Origin of the sequence: Limimaricola variabilis (assembly GCF_034371605.1) — a bacterium.
Lineage (GTDB): Bacteria > Pseudomonadota > Alphaproteobacteria > Rhodobacterales > Rhodobacteraceae > Limimaricola > Limimaricola variabilis.
Genome location: NZ_CP139691.1, coordinates 835,476 through 856,948, shown reverse-complemented (window position 1 = coordinate 856,948; position 21,473 = coordinate 835,476). Strand labels below are relative to the sequence as shown.

The window sequence follows — 21,473 nt, the reverse complement described above, 5'->3', positions numbered from 1 at the left end:
GATCGACGGAAACAGGTTTGCGCAGACGGGGCAAGAGGTCGTGCGCAATGGCTTTTGGCGTTGGCCCCCCGGGTCATGCGCGCTATAGAGGCCGCCGATAATCCCCAAGCCTCCATGGGAGCGAAGACCATGACCGAGTGGACCAAGGCCAACTGGCGCGCCAAGCCGCGGGTGCAGATGCCCGATTATACCGACGCGGAGCGTCTCTCCGCCGTCGAGGCCCGCCTGGCCTCCTATCCACCGCTGGTCTTTGCCGGCGAGGCGCGCAAGCTCAGGTCCAAGCTGGCCGCAGCCGGGCGCGGCGAGGCCTTTTTGCTGCAGGGCGGCGACTGCGCCGAGAGCTTTGCGGCTTTCAATGCCGACCACATCCGCGACACCTTCAAGGTGATGCTGCAGATGGCGGTTGTGCTGACCTTCGGTGCCAAGGTGCCGGTGGTGAAGGTGGGCCGCATGGCCGGCCAGTTCGCCAAGCCGCGTTCCGCGCCGACCGAGACGGTGAACGGCGTCGAGCTGCCGAGCTACCGCGGCGACATCATCAACGGCTTCGACTTCACCCCCGAGGCTCGCATCCCCGAGCCCGAGCGGATGCTGCAGGCCTATACGCAGGCCGCCGGCACGCTGAACCTGCTGCGCGCCTTCTCGACCGGCGGCTATGCCGACGTGCACAAGGTGCATGCCTGGACGCTGGGCTTTATTGGCGCGCCCGAGGCCGAGAAATACCGCGACATGGCCAACCGGATCACCGATGCGCTCGACTTCATGGAGGCCGCCGGCATCCGTGACGAGGCCGCGCATGCGCTGCAGACGGTGGAGTTCTTCACCAGCCACGAGGCGCTGCTGCTGGAATACGAGGAGGCGCTGTGCCGCCTCGATTCGACCTCTGGCAAGTGGCTCGCGGGCTCCGGCCACATGATCTGGATCGGCGACCGCACCCGTCAGCCCGACGGCGCGCATGTCGAGTTCGCCAGCGGCGTGCAGAACCCGATCGGCCTGAAATGCGGCCCCTCGATGACCACCGGTCACCTCAAGGCGCTGATGGCCAAGCTGAACCCGCTCAACGAGGAAGGTCGCCTGACCCTGATCGCGCGCTTCGGCGCGGGCTCCGTGGGTGAGCACCTGCCGCGCCTGATCAAGGCGGTTCAGGAAGAAGGCGCCAAGGTGACCTGGTCCTGCGACCCGATGCACGGCAACACCATCAAGTCCTCCTCGGGCTACAAGACCCGGCCCTTCGACAGCGTGCTGCGCGAAGTGCGCGAGTTCTTTGCCGTCCACAACGCCGAGGGCACGATCCCCGGCGGCGTGCATTTCGAGATGACCGGCGCCGACGTGACCGAATGCACCGGCGGCGTGCGGGCGGTGACCGACGAGGACCTGTCGGATCGCTACCACACCGCCTGCGACCCGCGCCTCAACGCGTCGCAATCGCTGGAACTGGCTTTCCTCGTCGCCGAGGAACTGTCGGGCCGCCGCGACGGGATGCGCACCGCCGCCGCCGTCTGAACGGACAGAATTGCAGAGTTTGGGAAAGGGGGGCTTTGCGGCCCCCCTTTTTTCGTTCGGATCAGGCGGGAGGAGCCTCTGCCAATACGAGCCGGAGTGGCCGGGCCGAGGCGGCGGGCGCGCCGATGCTGGCCGGTCCCACGAAGGCAAAGCGGCGCACCCGCCCCGGCGGCAGCCCGTGCAGCAGCGCGCCGAGCATCTGGGGTGCCGCATCTTCGTGCCCGCGCAGCGGCAGGAGAAGCAGCCCGCCGACATGGCCGAGACGGCCGCATGTCAGCGGCGCCTGGCAAGGCCAAGCCTGCGCGAACCCCTGTTCCAGCAATGCGGCGAGCCGCGGGCGCGACGCGGGCTCGAACAGCCGCGACAGCGGCAGTCCGCAGGCCTCGGTGCCGGCGGCGTCGCTCAGGGCCTGTCCGGCGAGCCGCAGCCGGGCCTCGCCGGGTGCGATCCTGTCGAGCACGAAGGCGCCGGGCAGGGCCGCACCGATCCGACCGGGTTCGATATCGCCACGTCGCGGCGGCAGACCATGCCGCATCAGTCCGCGCCAATATGTCTGAAGATGCGCGAGCTGCGCCATCGCCTCCGCCACCGACCCCCGCCGCTCATTGCGCCTTTCCATCCCGTCGGCTCCTTCAATTCGCCTCAATTTGGCCATGATCCTAATCCGGGCCGCGACGGCACGCCCCCGATACCTTGTTAATTGGTTAACGCGGCCGGCCATGCCCTTGCCCGACCGCCGCGATCCGCCTAACCCCCGATGCATCCGGAACGGCATCACCACGGAGCAGCGGACATCATGCAGCGGCGCGGCCTTCTCATCATTCTGTCCTCGCCTTCGGGCGCCGGGAAATCCACGCTGGCACGGCGCTTGCGCGACTGGGACCCGACGCTGGGCTTCTCGGTCTCGGCCACGACCCGCGCGCCCCGCGCGGGCGAGGTCGACGGCGCCGACTACCACTTCGTCAGCGAGGAGCGGTTCAAGCATCTCGTTGCGGAGGGCGAGATGCTCGAGCATGCCCGGGTCTTCGAGAACTATTATGGCAGCCCGCGCGGGCCCGTGGCCGAGGCGACCGATGCCGGGCGGGACGTGCTGTTCGACGTCGATTGGCAGGGCGCGCAGCAGATCTCCAACAGCCGGATGGCCGACCAGGTGCTGTCGATCTTCATCCTGCCGCCCTCGATCCGCGAGCTGCGCCGCAGGTTGGAGGGAAGGGCGCAGGACAGCGCCGAGGTGATCGAGAAGCGCATGCTCAAGAGCTGGGACGAGATCAGCCACTGGGACGGCTACGACTACGTGCTGGTCAATGACGATCTTGACGCCACCGAGGCGCGGCTCAAGATCATCATCGAGGCCGAGCGCCTGCGCCGCAGCCAGCAGCCCTGGCTTGTGGATCACGTCCGGGCGCTTCAGGCCGAGTTCGAGGAGGGAACATGACCATCTATACGCTGGAGGGCGAAGCGCCCGAGATCGACGAAACCGCCTGGGTCGCCCCAGGCGCGCATGTGATCGGCAAGGTGACGCTCGCTCCCGGCAGCTCGGTCTGGTTCGGGGCCACGATCCGTGGCGACAACGAACGCATCACTCTGGGCACGAACACCAACGTTCAGGAAAACTGCGTGCTGCACACCGACATGGGCTTCCCGCTCGAAATCGGCGCGGGCGTGACGGTCGGCCACAAGGCGATGCTGCATGGCTGCACGATCGGCGAGAACAGCCTGATCGGCATGGGGGCGACGGTGCTGAACGGCGCCAGGATCGGCCGCAACTGCCTGATCGGTGCAGGCGCGCTGGTGACCGAGGGCAAGGACATCCCCGATGGCAGCCTGGTGATGGGCGCGCCGGGCAAGGTGGTGCGCCAACTCGACGAGGCCGCAATCGAAAAGCTTCGAAAATCGGCGCTGAACTACCGCGACAATGCCGCCCGGTTCCGCGCGGGGCTGTCGCCGCTCTGAGGTCGTCAGCAGAAGCCCGGCCGGGCGAGCAGTTCGACGTCGAGCTGCGGTGCGGCCTGCGCGATCTCCATGCGCACCGCAGCTGGGTCGGGCAGCGGTGCCCCCAAGACCCGGTAGGGCCCGTGATAACCGAGCGCGGCCAGATGCTGCGCCAGTTCCAGCGCGTCGAAGCGCGGCCCGAACAGCGCCGATACCACCACCGCCGGCGACAGCCGCTCCAACAGTTCCGCCGAAAGCTGCTCCAGCCCGCAATAGCGGACGCAATGCAGTTCGTTGGTGACGGGTAGGGTGGCGGCACCGTCGAAATTCGCGAACTGTCCGACGATCAGCATCAGTGGCCGGCCGGAGCGCGGCGTGTCAGGGTTGTCCCCGGGCATCTCGGCACCTCTTGGCTGGGGCGGCGCGAGACCACCTTGGCGGGTATCGAGGGAAGAATTACTCGTCGCGGATGACAAACGGAACCTCAAAGACCTGCCAGTTGACGCTTCGTTACTTAAAAAAGGTTAACGCCCCATGACGATTTCCGCGCTCGCCTCGTTGATGTCCGCCCTGCCGATGCCGATCCTCTTGATCGACTCGACCGAGCGCATTGCCGCGGCCAACCCGCCGGCGCTGCGGTTGCTAGGCGGCGCGCAGGTCGGGCGCCACTACATCAACGCGCTGCGCCAACCCGCCGTGCTCGATGCGGTGGAGACCTGCCTGCGTCACGGGCAGGGCGGTCAGGCCCGCTATCTGGGCCGCGAGGGCGGGCGCGACACGACCTGGTCGGTGTCGGCGGGCCCGGTGGACCTGCCGCAGGGGCGCGGCGTGGCGCTCAGCTTCGAGGATGTGACGGCGGTCGAGGAGGCCGGCGAGATGCGGCGCGATTTCGTGGCCAATGTCAGCCATGAGCTGCGCACGCCGGTCACCGCCCTGGCGGGCTTCATCGAGACCCTGCGCGGCGCCGCGCGCGATGATCCCAAGGCGCGGGAGCGGTTCCTGAGCATCATGGAGCGGGAAGCGGCCCGGATGTCGCAGCTCGTCTCCGACCTGCTGTCGCTCAGTCGGGTCGAGCAGGAAGAGCGGCTGCGCCCGACCGGCAAGGTCGATCTGTCGAACCTCACGCTGCAGGTGGCGGCGCTGCTCGAGCCGGTAGCGGCGCGTGACCAGGTGCGGATCGAGACGCGTCTGCCCGGGGCACCGGCCTGGGTGCCGGGCGACGAGGAGCAGCTGCGCCAGGTGCTGTCGAACCTCGTCTCAAACGCCATCAAATACGGCGGCGCCGATCGCGAGGTGGTGGTGGAGCTGGGCATGCCCGGTGCGCAGCCTGAGCTGCGCGGGCAGGGCGTCCGCCTCTCTGTCACGGATCAGGGCGAGGGCATCGCCGCGCATCACGTGCCGCGCCTGACCGAGCGGTTCTACCGGGTCGACACGCACCGCTCGCGCGCCGTCGGGGGCACCGGGCTTGGCCTCGCCATCGTCAAGCACATCGTGAGCCGGCATCGCGGCCGCCTGCGGATCGAGAGCGCGCCGGGACAGGGCAGCACCTTCACGGTGATCCTGCCGGTCGCATGACCCCTTGCCGCACGGTCATCCGCACTAGGTTCCGGCCTGTCATGAAACTTTTACACGACTGTCACAAAACGGAGTCCCCGGACCCTTAATCGGGCCGTAACGGAGGGCGCCTTCGCGCTCTTCGCGGGAATGAACAACAGGAGCGATCCATGTCCTTCGTCAAGCTGACCGCCTCGAGCGCAGCCCTCATCGCCGCCACCGCCGGCTTCGCCACCGCCCAAGGTCGCGACAACGTGCAGGTCGCCGGCTCCTCGACCGTGCTGCCCTACGCATCGATCGTGGCCGAGGCCTTCGGCGAGAACTTCGACTTCCCGACCCCGGTCGTGGAATCGGGTGGCTCCTCCGCCGGTCTCGCCCGTTTCTGCGAGGGCGTGGGCGAGAACACCATCGACATCGCCAACGCCTCCCGCGCGATCCGCGAAGGCGAGGTCGAGACCTGCGCCGCCAATGGCGTGAACGAGATCATCGAGGTCCGGATCGGCTATGACGGCATCGTCTTCGCCTCGGACATCGACGGCGAGACCTTCGCCTTCACTCCGGCCGACTGGTACCAGGCCCTGGCCGCCGAGATCCCGCAGGACGGCGCGATGGTCGCCAACCCGAACGGCAGCTGGGCCGAGGTGAACGCCGATCTGCCCGACCAGGAGATCCTGGCCTTCATCCCGGGCACCAAGCATGGCACCCGTGAAGTGTTCGAGGAGAAGGTGCTGCTCGCAGGCTGCGAAGAGAGCGGCGCCTACGAGCAGATCCTCGAGATCAACGGCGGCGACGAGGATGCGGCCGAGGCGGCCTGCATGGAGACCCGCACCGACGGCGTGTCCGTGGATATCGACGGCGACTACACCGAGACCCTGGCCCGCATCGAGGCCAACCCGCAGGGCATCGGCGTCTTCGGCCTGTCCTTCTACGAGAACAACACCGACAGCCTGCAGGTCGCGACCATGTCCGGCGTCGAGCCCTCGACCGAGACCATCGCGAGCGGAGAGTACCCGGTGTCCCGCCCGCTGTTCTTCTACGTCAAGAAGGCGCATCTCGGCGTGATCCCCGGCCTGCAGGAGTTCGTCGAGTTCTTCGTCGCCGACGAGATCGCCGGCCCCGACGGCCCGCTCTCGGCCTACGGCCTGGTTGCCGACCCCGAGCTGGCCGCGACCCAGGAGACGGTCGCGAACGGCACCACCATGGACGCGATGTAACACAGGCGTTACGGGAGGGGGCGGCGCTGCCGCCCCCGACCACCGCCCGCACGGCGCGTGACAGATACGACACCGCTCCGGCCCGACGCGATCCCCGCTTCGGGCCTCGATAATTGAAGGCCCCGCCATGACACCGTCCTGGATCGCCCTGATCGTCCTGGCCATCGCGGCCGCCGGCTTCGTGCTGGCGCGATCGCGCGCCCTGCGCGCCGCCGCGCGCGAGGGGCGCAGATTGCACTCGCTGCCCGGCTATTACGGCTGGACAGCCGCCCTCTATGCTGCTCTGCCGGCGCTCCTGCTGCTGGCGATCTGGTTGGTCGCGCAGCCCGCCGTCACTCGCATGATGGTCTGGCCCGTGCTCGAGGCCGAGGCCAGCGCGAACGCGGTGCCGTCGCTGATGATGGCCGATGTCCAGCGGCTCGCCGCGGGCCTCGACGCCGCGGTGGAGACCGGCCGGCTGAGCCGCGAGGCGGCCCGCGATCTGCCCGCCGAGGAAATGCGTGCGGCGATGGCGGCGCAGGGCGTGGCACTGGGTTCCGAGGTGACGCCTGCGACCCGCGACGCCGCGCTGCGCTGGCGCCGTCTCGCCGGTGTCGGTCATCTCGCCCGGACCATTGCCGTGATCGGTCTGGCGCTCGCGGGTGCCGCCTGGGGTGTGTCGCGCGCGGCCCCCGATTTCCGGGCCCGCAACGCGGTCGAACGGGCGATGCGCGGCACGCTGATCTCGGCCGCGCTGATCGCGATCCTGACCACCGTCGGCATCGTGCTGGCGCTGATTTTCAACACCATCGAGTTCTTCCGGCTCTACCCGGCCTCCGAGTTCTTCTTCGGCACCACCTGGAGCCCGAGCTTCGGCGGCGGCTCCGAGCTGGGCATCCTGCCGCTGCTGTGGGGCACGCTCTACATCTCGCTGATCGCGCTGCTGGTCGCAGTGCCGATCGGTCTCTTCGCCGCGATCTACCTCGCCGAATACGCGCATCGCAACGTCCGCAGCTGGGCCAAGCCGATGCTGGAGATGCTCGCCGGCATCCCGACCATCGTCTACGGCCTGTTCGCGCTGCTGACCGTCGGTCCGCTGCTGGTCGAAGCCTTCGGGCGCGGCGGCTATCTGGGGCTGGGCTGGATGCAGGGCGGCACGGCGGTCATGACGGCGGGCCTCGTCATGGGCATCATGCTCGTGCCCTTCGTCTCCTCGCTGTCGGACGACATCATCAACGCTGTGCCGCAATCCCTGCGCGACGGCAGCCTCGGCCTCGGCGCCACCCGTTCCGAGACGATCCGCCAGGTCGTGCTGCCCGCGGCGCTGCCCGGCATCGTCGGCGCGATCCTCCTGGCCGCGTCGCGTGCCATCGGCGAGACGATGATCGTCGTGCTCGGGGCCGGCGCCGCGGCGCGGCTGTCGATGAACCCCTTCGACGCCATGACGACGGTGACCGCCAAGATCGTGAGCCAGCTCACCGGTGACGCCGATTTCTCCTCGCCCGAGGCGCTGGTCGCCTTCGCCCTCGGCATGACCCTCTTCGTGATCACGCTGGCGCTCAACGTCGTCGCGCTGTGGATCGTGCGCCGCTACAGGGAGCAGTACGAATGACCGATATCCCGCAAACCGGCCCGCTCCCCGACGGCCAGACCGACCCCCGCCCGGGCTCCCTGCTCGTCACCGATGACCGCACCAAGCGGCGCAACCGGGCCGAGGCGCGTTTCAAGGCCTATGGCATCGCCGCTCTGGCGATCGGCATGGCGTTTCTCGCGGCGCTGCTCTGGGCGATCCTGTCGAACGGCCTCACCGCCTTTACCCAGACCTATGTGCAACTCGACGTGCCGCTGCTCGAGGAAAAGCTCGACAAGGATGGCGACCGCGACCCGGCCAAGCTCGCCAAGGTTTCCACCTTCGGCTATGCGCCGCTGATCGAGCAGGCGCTGGTCGAACAGGTCGAGGCCACCGGCGTCGAGACCGAGCTGGCACCCAAGGCGCTCTCCAAGGTGCTGTCGGGCTCGGCCGCGGCGCAGCTGCGTGACCGCGTGCTCGCCAACCCCGAGCTGATCGGCCAGACCGTTTCGGTCGAGCTGCTGGCCTCATCGCGGGTCGACGGCTATCTCAAGGGCCGGGTCAGCCGCGCCAGCCTCGCGCGGGACAAGAACCTTGACGCCGAGCATCTCGACCTGATCGACGCCTGGCGCGAAGCGGGCATCGTCGAGAAGCGGTTCAACTGGTCCTTCATCACCGGGGCCGACGCGTCGGATTCGCGGCCCGAGCAGGCCGGGATCGGCGTCGCCATGCTGGGCTCGCTTTTCATGATGCTGGTGGTGCTGGTGCTGTCGCTACCGATCGGCGTCGCGGCCTCGATCTATCTCGAGGAATTCGCGCCCAAGAACCGGTTCACCGACCTGATCGAAGTCAACATCTCGAACCTCGCCGCCGTGCCGTCGATCGTCTTCGGTATCCTCGGCCTCGCGGTGTTCATCCAGTTCATGCACCTGCCTCAATCGGCACCGCTGGTCGGTGGCCTCGTGCTGACGCTGATGACCCTACCGACCATCATCATCTCCACCCGGGCCTCGCTCAAGGCAGTGCCGCCCTCGATCCGCGACGCCGCGCTCGGCGTCGGTGCGTCGAAGATGCAGGCGGTGATGCACCACGTGCTGCCGCTGGCGATGCCGGGCATTCTCACCGGCACCATCCTCGGCCTCGCGCAGGCCCTGGGCGAGACCGCGCCGCTCCTGCTGATCGGCATGGTCGGTTACATCGCGACCAACTATCCTGAAGGCGTGGCCGAAGGCTTCCTGAGCCCGAACTCGGCGATGCCGGCGCAGATCTACGAATGGGCCAAGCGGGCCGATCCGGCCTTTTACGAGCGCGCCTGGGGCGGCATCATCGTGCTGCTGGTGTTCCTCTTGGCCATGAACCTCATCGCGGTGCTGCTGCGCCGCCGCTTCGAGCGGCGCTGGTGAGCGCGCAAAGGGCAGGGGGCCCGGACATGAACGACATGCGAACCATGGACAACACCGTGCTGAACGAGACCAAGATCACCGCGCGCGACGTGCACGTGCATTACGGCACCACCCACGCGATCAAGGGCGTCGACGTCGACATCGCCGACCGCACCGTTACCGCCTTCATCGGACCGTCGGGCTGCGGCAAGTCGACCTTCCTGCGCTGCCTGAACCGGATGAACGACACCATTCCGGGTGCGGTGGTGACCGGCAAGATCAAGATCGACGAGGCCGACATCTACGACAGCCGCGTCGACCCGGTGCAGCTGCGCGCCAAGGTCGGCATGGTGTTCCAGAAGCCGAACCCGTTCCCGAAATCGATCTACGACAACGTGGCCTACGGACCCAAGATCCACGGTCTCGCCAAGAACAAGGCCGAGCTCGACGAGATCGTCGAGAAGGCGCTGCGTCGCGGCGCAATCTGGGACGAGGTCAAGGACCGGCTGCACGCGCCGGGCACCGGCCTGTCGGGTGGCCAGCAGCAGCGTCTGTGCATCGCCCGCGCCGTGGCGACCGAGCCTGAGGTGCTGCTGATGGACGAGCCCTGCTCGGCGCTCGACCCGATCGCCACCGCGCAGGTCGAAGAGCTGATCGACGAGCTGCGGCAGAACTTCTCGGTGGTGATCGTCACCCATTCCATGCAGCAGGCGGCGCGGGTGAGCCAGCGCACGGCGTTCTTCCATCTCGGCAACCTCGTCGAATACGGCGAGACCGGCAAGATTTTCACCAACCCCGAGGACAGCCGCACCGAGAGCTACATCTCGGGCCGGATCGGGTAAGGGAGCAGGGACCAATGCAGGACAAGCAGCATATCGCCTCGGCCTTCGACCGCGACCTCGAGAACATCCAGGCGCTGATCCTGAAGATGGGCGGTCTGGTGGAGGCCGCGATCATCGACGGCGCCCAGAGCCTCGCCGACCGCGACATCGAGAACGCCGAGCGGGTGCGCCGTGGCGACAAGGCGATCGACGCGCTCGAGGAGCAGCTCAACGAGGAGGCCGCCCGCGTCATCGCGATCCGTGCCCCGGTGAGCCGCGACCTGCGGGTGATCCTGTCGGTGCTGCGGCTCGCTGCCAGCCTCGAGCGGATCGGTGACTATGCCAAGAACATGGCCAAGCGGACCAGCGTGCTGGCCGAGCTCGGACCGATCGAGGGCTCCGACGCCGCGATCAAGCGCATGGCGCGCGAGGTCCAGAACATGCTCAAGGACACGCTCGACGCCTTCGTGCGGCGCGACGCCGATCTCGCTTTCGAGGTGCTGCAGCGCGATCAGGACGTCGACCAGATGTACAACGCGCTGTTCCGCGAGTTCCTGACCCACATGATGGAAGATCCGCGCGCGATCACCGCCTGCATGCATCTGCACTTCATCGCCAAGAACATCGAGCGGATGGGCGATCTGGTCACCAACATGGCCGAGCAGGTGATCTACCTGATCACCGGGCAGATGCCGGACGAGGATCGCCCCAAGGGCGACAACACCTCCTACGTGGCCAGCCCGGAGTGAGACGATGCGCCAGCAGGTCCAGCCGCACGTCCTGATCGTCGAGGACGAGCCGTCGCAGCGCGCGGTGCTGAGCTACAACCTCGAATCCGAAGGCTTCCGGATCTCGGAGGCCGAGGATGGCGACGCGGCGCTCTTGATGGTGTCCGAGGAGGTACCGGATCTGATCGTGCTCGACTGGATGCTACCGGGCGTTTCGGGCATCGAGATCTGCCGCCGGATCAAGACCCGCCCGGAGACCCGCGAGGTGCCGATCATCATGCTCTCGGCGCGTTCCGAGGAGGTCGACCGGGTGCGCGGGCTCGAGACCGGGGCCGACGACTACGTGGTGAAGCCCTATTCGGTGACCGAGCTGATGGCGCGGGTGAAGGCGCAGCTGCGCCGCTCGCGCCCGGCGGGCGTCGGCGAGACGCTGCGCTACGAGGACATCACCCTCGACGCCGAGACGCATCGTGTCCATCGCGGCGACCAGCTCCTCAAGCTCGGCCCGACCGAATTCAGGCTGCTCGCCACCTTCCTCGAGAAGCCGGGCCGGGTCTGGAGCCGCGAGCAGCTGCTCGACAGGGTCTGGGGGCGTGATGTCTATGTCGATACTCGCACCGTCGACGTCCATATCGGCCGGCTGCGCAAGGTGCTGTGCACCCATGGCGGCGCCGATCCGCTGCGCACGGTGCGCGGTGCAGGCTACGCCCTCGGCTAGTGGCGGCCGAGGACCCGGTTTTCACGGCTGACCTTTCCGCGTGTCGCGGCTAGACCGGATGCTGTCGACACGGGAGGGATCATGCGTCTGATGGGTCTGGTCGCGGTGATCGCGGCGGCGATGCTCTGGGGAACCACCGGCACCGTGCAGGCGCTGCTGCCCGCGACGCGCGACCCGCTCGCCGTGGGGGCGCTGCGCCTGCTGATCGGTGGTGCGGCGCTGTTGCTGGCGGCCATGCTGCACGGGCCGAGCCGGGCCGCGCTGGTCCGGCTGCCTTGGCGGCTGGTCGGCCTCGCCGGGCTCTGCATCGCCGGCTACAACCTGCTGTTCTTCCATGCCGTATCGATGGCCGGGGTCGGGATCGGGACCGCCGTGGCGATCGGCAGCGCGCCGCTCTGGACCACCGGTTGGGAAATCGCGGCGGCGCGACTCTGGCCGGGACGCTGGCGGGGCGCGGGCCAGCTTCTGTCGATCGCCGGCGTGGCACTGCTGGCGATGGCCGGCAGCGGCGGTAGCGGCGGCCCCTTGGGCATCGCGCTCGCGGCCGGGGCGGGCGCCTGCTACGCCGCCTATTCCCTGGCGACCGCGCGCGCCAGCAATGCCGCCCCGCCGCTGCCGCGAGCCGCCGCCACCTTCACCATCGGCGCCATCGTCACGCTGCCGGTGCTGTTCCTGTCACCGCCCGTCTGGCTCGTCGGCGCCCCGGCATGGGGCGCGGTGCTGTTCCTCGGCGTCGGCGCCACCGCCTTGTCCTACGCGCTCTATACCTGGGGGCTGACGCGGGTCGCCGCCTCGACCGCGGTGACGCTGGCCTTGGCCGAGCCGGTGACCGCCTGGCTGCTCGCCGTCTCGGTGCTGGGAGAGCCGGTCACGCCGGCCCGACTCGCCGGTGCGCTGATGGTGCTGGCCGGGCTTGTGGTGGTGACGATGGTGCCCGCCCGACCAGCGCCGCGGCCTGAACCCGTTTGACCACTCGTCCCCGGGGGCCTAGAAGTCGTCAACACTTTGCAAAGAGCGGGACCTGCCTTGACCGACGCCAGCATCATCCGCCACGACTGGACCCGCGCCGAGGCGCAGGCGATTTTTGACCAGCCGTTCAACGACCTGCTGTTCCAGGCCCAGACCGTGCACCGCCAGAATTTCGACCCCAACAAGGTCCAGCGGAGCCGGCTCAGCAACATCAAGACCGGCGGCTGCGCCGAGGATTGCGCCTATTGCAGCCAGTCGGCACGCAACGGTTCGCACCTGCCGGCCAAGAAGCTGATCGAGGTCGAGCGCGTGCTGGCCGAGGCGCGCCGCGCCAAGGAGCAGGGCTCGACCCGCTTCTGCATGGGCGCGGCCTGGCGCTCCCCCAAGGAACGCGACATGGACCAGCTCGTCGCCATGGTCGAGGGCGTGCGCGCCATGGGCATGGAAACCTGCATGACGCTGGGCATGCTCGACGACGACCAGGTGATCCGGCTCAAGGGCGCGGGGCTCGACTACTACAACCACAACATCGATACATCGGAGCGCTATTACCCGGAGGTGATCACTACCCGGACCTTCGCCGACCGGATCGACACGCTCAACCGCGTGCGCGAGGCCGGGATTAAGGTCTGCTCCGGCGGCATCCTCGGGATGGGCGAGACCGAGATGGACCGGATCGACATGCTGCTGGCGCTCGCCAATCTCGCGGAGCACCCCGACAGCGTGCCGATCAACCAGCTGATGCCGATGCCCGACACGCCGCTCGCCGATGCCGAGCCGGTCGACGGGATCGACTTCGTCCGCGTCATCGCGCTGGCGCGCATCCTGATGCCCAAGGCGCATCTGCGGCTTTCGGCCGGGCGCACCGCGATGAGCGAGGAGACGCAGGCGCTGTGCTTTTTCGCGGGCGCCAACTCGATCTTCTCCGGCGACGTGCTGCTGACCGCCGAGAACCCGGGCGAGGACAAGGACTCGGTCCTCTTCGGCCGCCTTGGCCTCGAGCCGATGGAGCTCGGCGAGACGGGGGCGCGATGAGCGCGGCGGCCCAAGGCGGCCGCCCCGGATTTGCGCGCCACGCCGAGGCGCTCGACGCGCTGGCCGCGCGTGGCCGCAGGCGTGCGCTGAGCCCCCGCGCGGGACGCGACTTCGCCTCCAACGATTACCTCGGGCTGGCGGCCTCCTATCTGCTGCGCGACGCCGCGCGCGCGGCGCTCGACCGGGGCGTCGCGGTGGGGTCGGGCGGCTCGCGGCTCTTGCGCGGCAACGACGCCGAACACGAGGCCCTGGAGGCCGAGGCGGCGGCGTTCTTCGGGGCGCCGGCGGCGCTCTACATGGGTGCGGGCTTTCCCGGGAACGTCGCGATCTTCTCGGCCCTGCCGATGCAGGGCGATCTGGTGCTCCACGACGCGCTCGTCCATGCCAGCGCGCATGACGGGATGCGGCTGGGCCGGGCCGAGACGCGCGGCTTCGCCCATAACGACGCCGACGCCGCGCGCGCCGCGCTGAAGGCCTGGCGCGCGGCAGGTGGAACGGGGCGCGTTTGGATCGCCTGCGAAAGCCTCTACTCCATGGAGGGCGATCTCGCGCCGTTGGCCGATCTCGCCGCCGTCGCGGCCGAGGACGGCGCGGTTCTGGTCGTCGACGAGGCGCATGCCACCGGGCTCTATGGGGACCGGGGACAGGGACGCGCGCATGGTCTCGACGCGTCGGTCGATCTCGTCAGCCTGCATACCTGCGGCAAGGCGCTCGGCGCCGCGGGCGGACTGATCTGTGCCGATCCGGTGCTGATCGACACGCTGGTCAACCGGGCCCGCAACTTTGTCTTCTCGACCGCGCCCTCGCCGCTCGATGCCGCCGTGGTCCGCGCTGCGCTGCGCCTTGTGGCCGAGCGGGCCGACCTGCGTGACGCGGCCTGGAGCAACATTCGCCGCGCGCATGAAGCGGCCCGGCGCGCGGGTTTCGGGCCGTTCGAGACGCAGATCCTGCCGGTGACCATCGGTGCGGACGCCGAGGCCGTCGCTCTGTCGCGCGCGCTGCAGGCGCGTGGTCACGACGTGCGGGCGATCCGTCCGCCCACCGTGCCGCGCGGCACGGCCCGGCTGCGCGTCTCGATCACCCCCAATGTCACTCCGGGCGAGATCGATGCGCTCTTCGCCGATCTCGCCGATCTCCGAAAGGCCGCCGCATGAAGCCCCTCATCGTTACCGGCACCGACACCGGCATCGGCAAGACTGTGATCTCGGCCGGTCTCGTGCAGGCGCTCGGGGCGAGCTACTGGAAGCCCGTGCAGTCGGGTCTCGAAGAGGAGACCGACAGCGAGATCGTCGCCCGGCTCACGGGCGCGCCGGTGCTGCCCGAAGCGGTGCGGCTCGAACTGCCCGCCAGCCCGCATATCTCGGCCGAGGCCGCCGGTGTGCGGATCGATGTCGGGGCGCTGAACCTGCCCGACGCCCCGCGCCCGCTGGTGGTCGAAGGGGCGGGCGGGCTGATGGTGCCGCTCGACGACGAGACCACCTTTCTCGACATTTTCGCCCGTTGGGGCGCGCCGGTCGTGCTGGTGGCGCGGACCGCGCTGGGGACGATCAACCATTCGCTGCTCTCGCTGGCGGCGCTGCGGTCGCGCGGCGTGCCGGTGGCGGGGGTGATCTTTTCGGGCGAGGCCGAGCCTCGGGTGGAGCGCACCATTGCCGAGATGGGCGACGTGGCGCATCTGGGCCGTCTGGACCGGCTCGATCCGCTGACGCCCGACAGCCTGCGCGCGGGCTTCGCACAGATCGACATGACCGCGATCCGCGCCGCCATGGAGACCGCATGACCGACGCCGATTTCGACCGCGACCATCTCTGGCATCCCTACACCAACGTCATGGCTCCGGGGCCGACCTATATGGTTGAGCGGGCAGAGGGAGCGTGGATCACGCTCGACGACGGGACCGAGATGATCGACGCGATGTCGTCCTGGTGGTGCGCGATCCATGGCCATCGTCACCCGGCGATCACCGACGCGATGCACGCCCAGATCGACCGTCTTCCGCATGTGATGTTCGGCGGTCTGACGCATCGCCCCGCGGTCGAGCTCGGCCGCAGGTTGGTCGCGATGACGCCCGAGGGGCTGGACCACGTGTTCTACTGCGACAGCGGCTCGGTCGCGGTCGAGGTGGCGATGAAGATGGCGGTGCAGCACCAGCTCGCCGCCGGTTTCCCGGGCCGGACCCGCTTCGCCACGCCGCGCGGCGGCTATCATGGCGATACCTGGAAGGCGATGAGCGTCTGCGACCCGGTGAACGGCATGCACCACCTGTTCGAAGGCGCGCTCAACATCCAGTATTTCGCGCCGCGCCCGCCGATTACCATTGCCGAGGACTGGCCCGAGGATGACGAGGCCAATGGCATCGCCGCGCTGTCGCGGCTGCTGCACGAGCATGGCGACCAGATCGCCGCGCTGATCCTGGAGCCGGTGGTGCAGGGCGCGGGCGGCATGCGCTTCTATCACCCCGAGTATCTGCGCCGGGCGCGCCGGCTCTGCGACGAGTTGGGCATCCTGATGATCTTCGACGAGATCGCCACCGGCTTCGGTCGCACCGGCGAGCTCTTCGCGGCCGATCTCGCGGGAGTCGTCCCCGACATCATGTGTCTGGGCAAGGCGCTGACCGGCGGGCACCTTTCCTTCGCCGCCGTCATGGCCTCGGGCCAGGTGGCGCGGACCATCGGCACAGGTGATCCCGGCTTGTTCATGCACGGGCCCACCTTCATGGGCAACCCGCTGGCCTGCACTGCGGCCTGCGCCAGCCTCGACCTGCTGGCCGACGGGACATGGCGCGACCGCGTAGCGGCCATCGCCCAACGAATGGAGGCCGGGCTCGCACCAGCGCGGGCCATGCCGGGCGTGGCGGATGTGCGCGTGCTCGGCGCGATCGCGGTGATCGAGATGGATCACGCGATCAGCGCCGACGCCGCGCACCCGTTCTCGCAAGAGACCGGCGTCTGGCTGCGACCCTTCGGGCGCAACATCTATGCCATGCCGCCCTACATCCTGACCGGGGACGAGCAGGACCGGGTCTGCGCGGCGATGCTGCGGCTGGCCGAAGCGCTCTGATCCGATGCGCTGGCGCTGGCTGAGCGGTCCCGGAACGGCGGAGGAGGTCGTCGTGCTGTTCGGCGGCTGGGCCGCCGGACCCGCGCCGGTCGCCCATCTGCGGGGGATGGACGTGCTGTTCGTCGAGGATTGGCGCGATCTCGGCGCTGATCTGCCGCCGCTCGACGGCTACGCGCGGCGCCATCTCGTCGCCTGGTCGTTCGGCGTGGCCGCTTTCGCGCATTGGCAGGCTGGACGGGAGCCGATCTTCGACCGGCAGGTGGCGCTTTGCGGCAGCCCGGTGCCGGTCGAGCGGCGCCTCGGCATCCCGCCGGCGATCTTTGCCCGGACCCGTGACCGGCTGGACGAAGCGACTTTGGCGGCGTTCCTGGAGCGCGCGGAGGCTGCGCCGGTTGAGGCCCCCGACATCCCGGCGCTGCGCGCCGAGCTCGACGCCGTTGAGCGGCGCGGTGCGGCGCCGCAGATGCGCTGGGACGCGGCCGTGATCGCCACGGAGGACCACGTGTTTCCCGCCGCGAACCTGCGCCGCGCCTTCGACGGCGTGGCCCTGCGCGAGGTGGTCGCGCCGCATGCGCCCTTCGCGCTCTGGTCCGAATGGCGCGAGGCGCTGGCATGAGCGCGCCGCGTGAGCGGGTGGCACGGGCCTTCCGGCGGGGATTGCCGAGCTATCACGCCGAAGCCCGCGTTCAGGCCGAGAGCGCGGAGCGGCTGGCCGAGCTGCTCGCCGCCGACGGCGCCGGGCCGCGGCTGGAGCGCGTGTTCGAGTTCGGCTGCGGCACCGGATTGCTCACCCGCGCGCTGCTGTCGCGGTTCGAGATCGGCACGTTCCACGCCAACGACCTCGTGGCCGAAGCAGCCGTGCTTCTGCCGCCCGGTCCACGGCAGGGGTTTCTAGCTGGGCCGATCGAGGAGCTGTCACTCGACGGGCGGTACGATCTCATCGCCTCCGGCGCGACGATCCAATGGATCGCCGATCCCCGTGCGCTGCTGGCGCGGCTGGCGGCGCATCTCGCGCCGGGCGGCCGGTTGCTGCTTGGCGGCTTCGGCCGGGGCCATTTCGCCGAAGTGGCGGCCCTCGGGGCACCGGCGCCGCTCTTTTACGCCAATCCCGATGAATGGCCGGACTTGCTGCCGCCGGGGCTGGAGCTGCGCATGGTCGAGCGTCGTCGCAGCGTCATGGGCTTCGACGACCTGCCGCAACTCCTGCGCCACCTGCGGGCCACCGGGGTCACCGGCAATGCCCGGGCTCGCTGGGGCCGGGCCGAGCTGCGCGCGGCCGAGGCGGACTGGCGCGCGCGGCACGCCTTGGCCGACGGGCGACTCGGTCTGAGCTACGATTGCGTGCATCTCGTCGCGAGACGCGATGGCGACATTGGCCCGTCGCACCGGATCCGGTAGAATGCGCGCAAGCCGGGGGGCGCGCGCCTTCCACGAGAGGAGGGTGGACCCATCGACAGGCTGATACCGGGACAGGGCAACCTGCTCCTCGACAGCATCGCCGCATCGCATTCGATCCGCAATTCGGGACTCCTCGAACGCATCGATCTGCCGCAGGGCCTGTTCGTCGAGCGCATGGAGCATCCGATCGACGAGATCGTGTTCCCGGTGTCGGGAATCCTTTCGGTCGTGGCGCGCGGGCCGGGCGGCCACGCGGTCGAGGCGGGGCTGGTCGGCTGCGACGGCATGTCGGGCCACATGCTCCTGCTGGGCGGGACCGAGAGCGTGCATGACGCGATGATGCAGATCGGCGGGCATGGCTGGCGCCTGCCGGCCGAGGCACTGCGCATGGCGCTGAAATCGGACGAAGAGCTGCGCGACCGGCTGCTGCGCTACGTACAGACGGTGCTGGTGCAACTCTCCCACAGCGCGCTGGCATACGGCAAGGCGGTGATCGACGTGCGGCTCGCGCGCTGGCTGCTGATGTGCCAGGACCGGCTCGGTCGCGACCAGCTCGACCTAACCCATGAATTCCTGGCCTTGATGCTCGGTGTGCGCCGTTCCGGCGTTACCGTGGCGCTGCACCGGCTGGAGGGCGACGGTCTGGTGCGGTCGCGGCGCGGCAGCGTGGTGATCCGCGACCGCGCCGGGCTCGAAACACTGGCGGCGGATTTCTACGGCGTGCCGGAGGCCCATTACCAGCGCCTTCTCGGCGTGCCGCTGCGCTGCTGAGGCGTCATGGAGATCCTGCAGAACGTCATCTCCGATCGGGGCTCGCGCTACGCGGTGTCCGGCGCGCCCTGCGGCTCCGAAGAGGAGGCGAAGGCGCTGGTCAAATCCCTGCAGCGGCGCAAGAAATTCGCCAAGGCCACGCATCACAGCTGGGCGCTGATCACGGATGGCACGCCGGTCAAGGCCGATGACGGCGAGGCCGGCGCCGGCATGGTCATCCTGCGCATGCTCGAGCGCGAGGAGCTGCACGACCATCTCGTGGTGGTGACCCGCTGGTTCGGCGGCAAGCATCTGGGCGGCGACAGGTTCCGCCATGTCCAGGAGGCGGTGCGGATCTATCTCGATCGCACCGCGCCGCGTGGTTAGACGACGCCTTCGGTGACGATGTTGAGCGTCGTGCCGCAATGCTTGCAATGCACCGCGTCGGGATCATGGAGCACCAGGCCGCAGGTCGGGCAGGGGTGCCGGACCTTGCTGGGCCGGAACAGCACCTGCGCCAGCCGCAGGAACAGCGTGACACCGCAGATCATGATCGCGACCGAGATCATGTGTCCGCCGGTCCCTTCGAGCGTGATGTCGCCAAAGCCGGTCGTGGTCAGCGCCGTCACCGTGAAATAGAGCGCGTCGGCATAATTGGCGATGTCGTCGCTGGCCCGGTGCTGGGTGGCGAAGACGAACCCCGACATCACGAAGATGAACACGCCCAGATTCGTTGCCGCGACCAGCAACTGCTCGTTCTCGCGGAAGAAATCGAAATCCTGCCGCAGCCTGTCGCGGGTCTGGTACATGTGCAGCAGCCGCAGCGTCCGCAGCACCCGCAGGAAGGCGAAGCCCTCACCGGCCAAGGGCGCGAAGAATGAGGCCGCGCTGACCATGTCGGCGATCGTGGTGGGGTAGCCCAGGAAACGCAGCCGCCGCGGTGCGATCCAGATCCGCGCCAGCAAGTCGGCCACGATCACCGCGCCGAAGACGAGGTCGATCAGCTGGATCCATCCGCCATATGAGATGAAAGAGGTGATGATCACGAAGGCGATGGCGACGAGATCGAAGCCCAGCAGCCAGTAGCGGAAACGATGCGCGCGGGGCGTGTGGCCCTCGTAGAGTTCCCTGACCATCTCCTTGGCGCTGCTGCGCATTCACGTCCTCCGATCATCGGCCCGAGGCGAAAGCCTCGCATGGCAAAGGAGGTGGGTCGAGCCCGAGCCATGGCAACCGACCATGGTGACCTGCGCCGAAAAAATGCTGCTCGACCAGATACCTGCTTTCCCGCGCTCCGGATCCGGGCACTGGGCGTCCTGCCTCCTGGAGAGGCGCTCCGGTCGCTGGGCTTGCAAGCAGGTCGGGCGGATCTCCTATCCGCCGCCCTGATCGAGCCTTGCTCGCCGCTACGAGACTGCCGGTCGATCGGTCAGAACGTCGAGCAGCGGGCAGTCAGGCGCGCTGCCTCCGGTGCAGCGCGAGATGGTTTCGGACAGGACGGCCTCGATGGCCTGCAGGTGGCGAATCTTAGCCTGAACGACTTCGAGGTGATGACGCCCGAGTTCCTCCACTTCGGCGCAGGTATGGCTGCCGCGATCGACCAGCGACAGCAGGCCCCGGATCTCTTCCATGGTGAAGCCGAGTTCGCGACCGCGCATGACAAAGTTCAGGCGCTCGACATGGGCGGGTCCGTATCGGCGATGCCCTGACGCACTCCGCGGCGGGTCCGGCATCAGGCCGACGCTCTCGTAATAGCGGATGGTCTCGAGATTGCAGCCGGTCCGGCGGGCCAGATCCGAACGCCGCAGCTCGCTCGCGCCAGCGTGATCGCGTTCCATGAAGAAATTCCTTGATCCTGTAGTTGCTACAGACCCTACCTTGCATGTCATCGAGCGGCAACGAGGACCGGGGATGACCGAGATCGACATGGAGCAGACGGAAAGAGCGCCGGCGCCTCAGGCGAGAGGCGGCTGGTTCGCCACCGGGGCCGGGGTGGCAGGCGCCTTGGCGATGACCTCCTGCTGCATCCTGCCCCTGGTGCTCGTGAGCCTTGGCGTCACAGGCGTTTTCATCGGCCAGCTGACGGCGCTCTACGCCTATAAGTGGCTGACCTTCGGCCTCGCCGCGGGGGCGCTGGGCTACGGTTTCTGGGCCGCGTATCGCCCGGTGCCCGCCAAGGACTGCGGGAGCGGGACCTGTGCGCGCCCGATCGACCGAGGCGTGATGCGTGGGCTGCTCTGGGGCGCCACCGGCGTCGTTCTGCTGGCACTGGCCTTCCCGGCCGTGGCCCCGCTGATCCTGACATTCTGACAAGGAAGTTTCCTGACATGAGACCGCTCATTCCTGCCGCCGCCCTGATCCTCACGGCGGGCAGCGCGCTGGCCGAGGAGGCCACCACCACGATCGACGTCACGGGCCTGACCTGTCCGTCATGCAGCTACATCGTCGCTACCACCTTAAAGCGCATCGACACGGTCGAGATCATGGCCTTCACCGAAGGCAGTTCCGAGGACGGCACCTATGAGCTGCGTTACGACGATGCCGTGACCGGCCCCGAGGAGATCATCTCGGCGGTCAATGGCGTCGGTTTCGGCGCAGCGCTGTCGCCGGAGACCGGGTCGTGAGCGGGCCGCAGGAGCCTCCTGAGACCCAGCCCGACCGTTCGGGTCTGCTGAAATTCGGCCTGATCGGCACGGTGGTCCTGGCGCTGTGCTGCTTCACGCCGCTGCTGGTGGTGCTGTTCGGCGTGGTCGGGCTGTCGGCCGTGCTTGGCTGGCTCGACTACGTGCTGTTGCCGGCGCTGGCCGTGTTCATCGGCATCACGCTCTACGCGCTCTGGCGTCGTGGCCGGAGCTGAAAGGAA

26 protein-coding genes are annotated in these 21,473 nt (G+C 68.7%); 22 read left to right on the top strand and 4 right to left on the bottom strand.

Annotated elements, in window-relative coordinates; all coding sequences use genetic code 11:
• Positions 1-129: 129 nt before the first annotated feature.
• Positions 130-1,500 (top strand): class II 3-deoxy-7-phosphoheptulonate synthase, encoded by a 1,371-nt coding sequence (locus T8T21_RS04245; protein WP_183469263.1) that lies wholly within the window; start codon positions 130-132, stop codon positions 1,498-1,500.
• A gap of 61 nt (positions 1,501-1,561) precedes the next feature.
• Here T8T21_RS04245 and T8T21_RS04240 read toward each other — a convergent pair whose 3' ends face one another.
• Complete coding sequence (locus tag T8T21_RS04240; RefSeq protein WP_322336940.1) at positions 1,562-2,119, bottom strand: PAS domain-containing protein; 558 nt, start codon at positions 2,117-2,119, stop codon at positions 1,562-1,564.
• Positions 2,120-2,296: 177 nt separating this feature from the next.
• Between T8T21_RS04240 and gmk the strand changes: the two genes are divergently transcribed.
• Both gmk and T8T21_RS04230 read left to right on the top strand, forming a co-directional pair.
• Entirely contained in the window at positions 2,297-2,935 is a 639-nt protein-coding gene (gene gmk / locus T8T21_RS04235; RefSeq protein WP_322336939.1) for a guanylate kinase, read from the top strand.
• Positions 2,932-3,453, top strand: coding sequence for a gamma carbonic anhydrase family protein (locus tag T8T21_RS04230; protein WP_322336938.1), 522 nt, complete (start codon positions 2,932-2,934; stop codon positions 3,451-3,453). The genes gmk and T8T21_RS04230 overlap by 4 nt, the downstream gene beginning before the upstream one ends.
• A gap of 5 nt (positions 3,454-3,458) precedes the next feature.
• Here T8T21_RS04230 and T8T21_RS04225 read toward each other — a convergent pair whose 3' ends face one another.
• A complete protein-coding gene (locus T8T21_RS04225) occupies positions 3,459-3,830 on the bottom strand; it encodes a hypothetical protein (RefSeq protein ID WP_183469259.1) in 372 nt (123 codons plus the stop codon).
• 136 nt (positions 3,831-3,966) lie between these two features.
• Between T8T21_RS04225 and T8T21_RS04220 the strand changes: the two genes are divergently transcribed.
• The 16 genes from T8T21_RS04220 (at position 3,967) to T8T21_RS04145 (ending at position 18,997) form a co-directional block, all read left to right on the top strand.
• Positions 3,967-5,007, top strand: a complete 1,041-nt coding sequence (locus T8T21_RS04220) for an ATP-binding protein (protein WP_322336937.1) — start codon at positions 3,967-3,969, stop codon at positions 5,005-5,007.
• 149 nt (positions 5,008-5,156) lie between these two features.
• Entirely contained in the window at positions 5,157-6,200 is a 1,044-nt protein-coding gene (locus T8T21_RS04215) for a substrate-binding domain-containing protein (protein ID WP_322336936.1), read from the top strand.
• Positions 6,201-6,327: 127 nt separating this feature from the next.
• Positions 6,328-7,791: a phosphate ABC transporter permease subunit PstC gene (gene pstC / locus T8T21_RS04210; RefSeq protein ID WP_322336935.1), complete on the top strand. Its 1,464-nt coding sequence runs from the start codon at positions 6,328-6,330 to the stop codon at positions 7,789-7,791.
• Positions 7,788-9,152: a phosphate ABC transporter permease PstA gene (pstA, locus tag T8T21_RS04205; RefSeq protein ID WP_322336934.1), complete on the top strand. Its 1,365-nt coding sequence runs from the start codon at positions 7,788-7,790 to the stop codon at positions 9,150-9,152. The genes pstC and pstA overlap by 4 nt, the downstream gene beginning before the upstream one ends.
• Before the next feature lie 26 nt (positions 9,153-9,178).
• Entirely contained in the window at positions 9,179-9,973 is a 795-nt protein-coding gene (gene pstB, locus T8T21_RS04200) for a phosphate ABC transporter ATP-binding protein PstB (protein WP_183469252.1), read from the top strand.
• Positions 9,974-9,987: 14 nt separating this feature from the next.
• The gene (gene phoU, locus T8T21_RS04195; RefSeq protein ID WP_183469250.1) at positions 9,988-10,701 is read left to right on the top strand and encodes a phosphate signaling complex protein PhoU; all 714 of its coding nucleotides are present in this window, start codon (positions 9,988-9,990) and stop codon (positions 10,699-10,701) included.
• Between the two features lie 4 nt (positions 10,702-10,705).
• Complete coding sequence (gene phoB / locus T8T21_RS04190) at positions 10,706-11,398, top strand: phosphate regulon transcriptional regulator PhoB (protein ID WP_322336933.1); 693 nt, start codon at positions 10,706-10,708, stop codon at positions 11,396-11,398.
• 81 nt (positions 11,399-11,479) lie between these two features.
• Positions 11,480-12,367, top strand: coding sequence for a DMT family transporter (locus T8T21_RS04185; RefSeq protein WP_322336932.1), 888 nt, complete (start codon positions 11,480-11,482; stop codon positions 12,365-12,367).
• A 72-nt stretch (positions 12,368-12,439) separates the two neighbouring features.
• Positions 12,440-13,402, top strand: coding sequence for a biotin synthase BioB (gene bioB / locus T8T21_RS04180; protein ID WP_322337450.1), 963 nt, complete (start codon positions 12,440-12,442; stop codon positions 13,400-13,402).
• A complete protein-coding gene (locus T8T21_RS04175) occupies positions 13,399-14,556 on the top strand; it encodes an aminotransferase class I/II-fold pyridoxal phosphate-dependent enzyme (RefSeq protein WP_322336931.1) in 1,158 nt (385 codons plus the stop codon). The genes bioB and T8T21_RS04175 overlap by 4 nt, the downstream gene beginning before the upstream one ends.
• The gene (gene bioD, locus T8T21_RS04170) at positions 14,553-15,182 is read left to right on the top strand and encodes a dethiobiotin synthase (protein WP_322336930.1); all 630 of its coding nucleotides are present in this window, start codon (positions 14,553-14,555) and stop codon (positions 15,180-15,182) included. The genes T8T21_RS04175 and bioD overlap by 4 nt, the downstream gene beginning before the upstream one ends.
• Positions 15,179-16,462: an adenosylmethionine--8-amino-7-oxononanoate transaminase gene (gene bioA / locus T8T21_RS04165; RefSeq protein ID WP_322336929.1), complete on the top strand. Its 1,284-nt coding sequence runs from the start codon at positions 15,179-15,181 to the stop codon at positions 16,460-16,462. Before bioD ends, bioA begins: the two co-directional genes overlap by 4 nt.
• Before the next feature lie 4 nt (positions 16,463-16,466).
• Complete coding sequence (locus T8T21_RS04160) at positions 16,467-17,078, top strand: pimeloyl-ACP methyl esterase BioG family protein (RefSeq protein WP_322336928.1); 612 nt, start codon at positions 16,467-16,469, stop codon at positions 17,076-17,078.
• On the top strand, positions 17,075-17,860 hold the full coding sequence (locus tag T8T21_RS04155) for a methyltransferase domain-containing protein (protein ID WP_322336927.1): 786 nt from the start codon (positions 17,075-17,077) through the stop codon (positions 17,858-17,860). The genes T8T21_RS04160 and T8T21_RS04155 overlap by 4 nt, the downstream gene beginning before the upstream one ends.
• A gap of 174 nt (positions 17,861-18,034) precedes the next feature.
• A complete protein-coding gene (locus tag T8T21_RS04150) occupies positions 18,035-18,631 on the top strand; it encodes a Crp/Fnr family transcriptional regulator (protein ID WP_322336926.1) in 597 nt (198 codons plus the stop codon).
• 6 nt (positions 18,632-18,637) lie between these two features.
• Positions 18,638-18,997: a YigZ family protein gene (locus T8T21_RS04145; RefSeq protein ID WP_322336925.1), complete on the top strand. Its 360-nt coding sequence runs from the start codon at positions 18,638-18,640 to the stop codon at positions 18,995-18,997.
• Here T8T21_RS04145 and T8T21_RS04140 read toward each other — a convergent pair.
• Both T8T21_RS04140 and T8T21_RS04135 read right to left on the bottom strand, forming a co-directional pair.
• Positions 18,994-19,767 carry a potassium channel family protein gene (locus T8T21_RS04140; RefSeq protein ID WP_183469228.1) on the bottom strand — a complete coding sequence of 258 codons (774 nt, stop codon included), beginning with the start codon at positions 19,765-19,767 and terminating at the stop codon, positions 18,994-18,996. The two genes, T8T21_RS04145 and T8T21_RS04140, sit on opposite strands and share 4 nt — an antisense overlap.
• Positions 19,768-20,016: 249 nt before the next feature.
• A complete protein-coding gene (locus tag T8T21_RS04135; protein ID WP_183469226.1) occupies positions 20,017-20,448 on the bottom strand; it encodes a MerR family transcriptional regulator in 432 nt (143 codons plus the stop codon).
• A gap of 73 nt (positions 20,449-20,521) precedes the next feature.
• Between T8T21_RS04135 and T8T21_RS04130 the strand changes: the two genes are divergently transcribed.
• The 3 genes from T8T21_RS04130 to merF are packed head-to-tail and all read left to right on the top strand — an operon-like array spanning position 20,522 to position 21,467.
• On the top strand, positions 20,522-20,920 hold the full coding sequence (locus T8T21_RS04130; RefSeq protein WP_322336924.1) for a mercuric transporter MerT family protein: 399 nt from the start codon (positions 20,522-20,524) through the stop codon (positions 20,918-20,920).
• A 17-nt stretch (positions 20,921-20,937) separates the two neighbouring features.
• Positions 20,938-21,234, top strand: coding sequence for a heavy-metal-associated domain-containing protein (locus T8T21_RS04125; RefSeq protein WP_322336923.1), 297 nt, complete (start codon positions 20,938-20,940; stop codon positions 21,232-21,234).
• Entirely contained in the window at positions 21,231-21,467 is a 237-nt protein-coding gene (gene merF, locus T8T21_RS04120) for a mercury resistance system transport protein MerF (RefSeq protein ID WP_407660108.1), read from the top strand. The genes T8T21_RS04125 and merF overlap by 4 nt, the downstream gene beginning before the upstream one ends.
• Positions 21,468-21,473 lie beyond the last annotated feature (6 nt).

Coding starts and splice junctions, on each gene's coding strand:
- T8T21_RS04125 (WP_322336923.1), top strand. CDS start 20,938: ATGAGACCGCTCATTCCTGCCGCCGCCCTGATCCTCACGGCGGGCAGC.
- T8T21_RS04155 (WP_322336927.1), top strand. CDS start 17,075: ATGAGCGCGCCGCGTGAGCGGGTGGCACGGGCCTTCCGGCGGGGATTG.
- T8T21_RS04150 (WP_322336926.1), top strand. CDS start 18,035: ATGGAGCATCCGATCGACGAGATCGTGTTCCCGGTGTCGGGAATCCTT.
- bioA (WP_322336929.1), top strand. CDS start 15,179: ATGACCGACGCCGATTTCGACCGCGACCATCTCTGGCATCCCTACACC.
- T8T21_RS04145 (WP_322336925.1), top strand. CDS start 18,638: ATGGAGATCCTGCAGAACGTCATCTCCGATCGGGGCTCGCGCTACGCG.
- phoB (WP_322336933.1), top strand. CDS start 10,706: ATGCGCCAGCAGGTCCAGCCGCACGTCCTGATCGTCGAGGACGAGCCG.
- phoU (WP_183469250.1), top strand. CDS start 9,988: ATGCAGGACAAGCAGCATATCGCCTCGGCCTTCGACCGCGACCTCGAG.
- T8T21_RS04225 (WP_183469259.1), bottom strand. CDS start 3,830: ATGCCCGGGGACAACCCTGACACGCCGCGCTCCGGCCGGCCACTGATG.
- T8T21_RS04240 (WP_322336940.1), bottom strand. CDS start 2,119: ATGGAAAGGCGCAATGAGCGGCGGGGGTCGGTGGCGGAGGCGATGGCG.
- T8T21_RS04130 (WP_322336924.1), top strand. CDS start 20,522: ATGACCGAGATCGACATGGAGCAGACGGAAAGAGCGCCGGCGCCTCAG.
- T8T21_RS04140 (WP_183469228.1), bottom strand. CDS start 19,767: ATGCGCAGCAGCGCCAAGGAGATGGTCAGGGAACTCTACGAGGGCCAC.
- T8T21_RS04215 (WP_322336936.1), top strand. CDS start 5,157: ATGTCCTTCGTCAAGCTGACCGCCTCGAGCGCAGCCCTCATCGCCGCC.
- T8T21_RS04160 (WP_322336928.1), top strand. CDS start 16,467: ATGCGCTGGCGCTGGCTGAGCGGTCCCGGAACGGCGGAGGAGGTCGTC.
- T8T21_RS04220 (WP_322336937.1), top strand. CDS start 3,967: ATGACGATTTCCGCGCTCGCCTCGTTGATGTCCGCCCTGCCGATGCCG.
- T8T21_RS04175 (WP_322336931.1), top strand. CDS start 13,399: ATGAGCGCGGCGGCCCAAGGCGGCCGCCCCGGATTTGCGCGCCACGCC.
- T8T21_RS04245 (WP_183469263.1), top strand. CDS start 130: ATGACCGAGTGGACCAAGGCCAACTGGCGCGCCAAGCCGCGGGTGCAG.
- gmk (WP_322336939.1), top strand. CDS start 2,297: ATGCAGCGGCGCGGCCTTCTCATCATTCTGTCCTCGCCTTCGGGCGCC.
- T8T21_RS04185 (WP_322336932.1), top strand. CDS start 11,480: ATGCGTCTGATGGGTCTGGTCGCGGTGATCGCGGCGGCGATGCTCTGG.
- bioD (WP_322336930.1), top strand. CDS start 14,553: ATGAAGCCCCTCATCGTTACCGGCACCGACACCGGCATCGGCAAGACT.
- T8T21_RS04135 (WP_183469226.1), bottom strand. CDS start 20,448: ATGGAACGCGATCACGCTGGCGCGAGCGAGCTGCGGCGTTCGGATCTG.
- pstB (WP_183469252.1), top strand. CDS start 9,179: ATGAACGACATGCGAACCATGGACAACACCGTGCTGAACGAGACCAAG.
- T8T21_RS04230 (WP_322336938.1), top strand. CDS start 2,932: ATGACCATCTATACGCTGGAGGGCGAAGCGCCCGAGATCGACGAAACC.
- pstA (WP_322336934.1), top strand. CDS start 7,788: ATGACCGATATCCCGCAAACCGGCCCGCTCCCCGACGGCCAGACCGAC.
- pstC (WP_322336935.1), top strand. CDS start 6,328: ATGACACCGTCCTGGATCGCCCTGATCGTCCTGGCCATCGCGGCCGCC.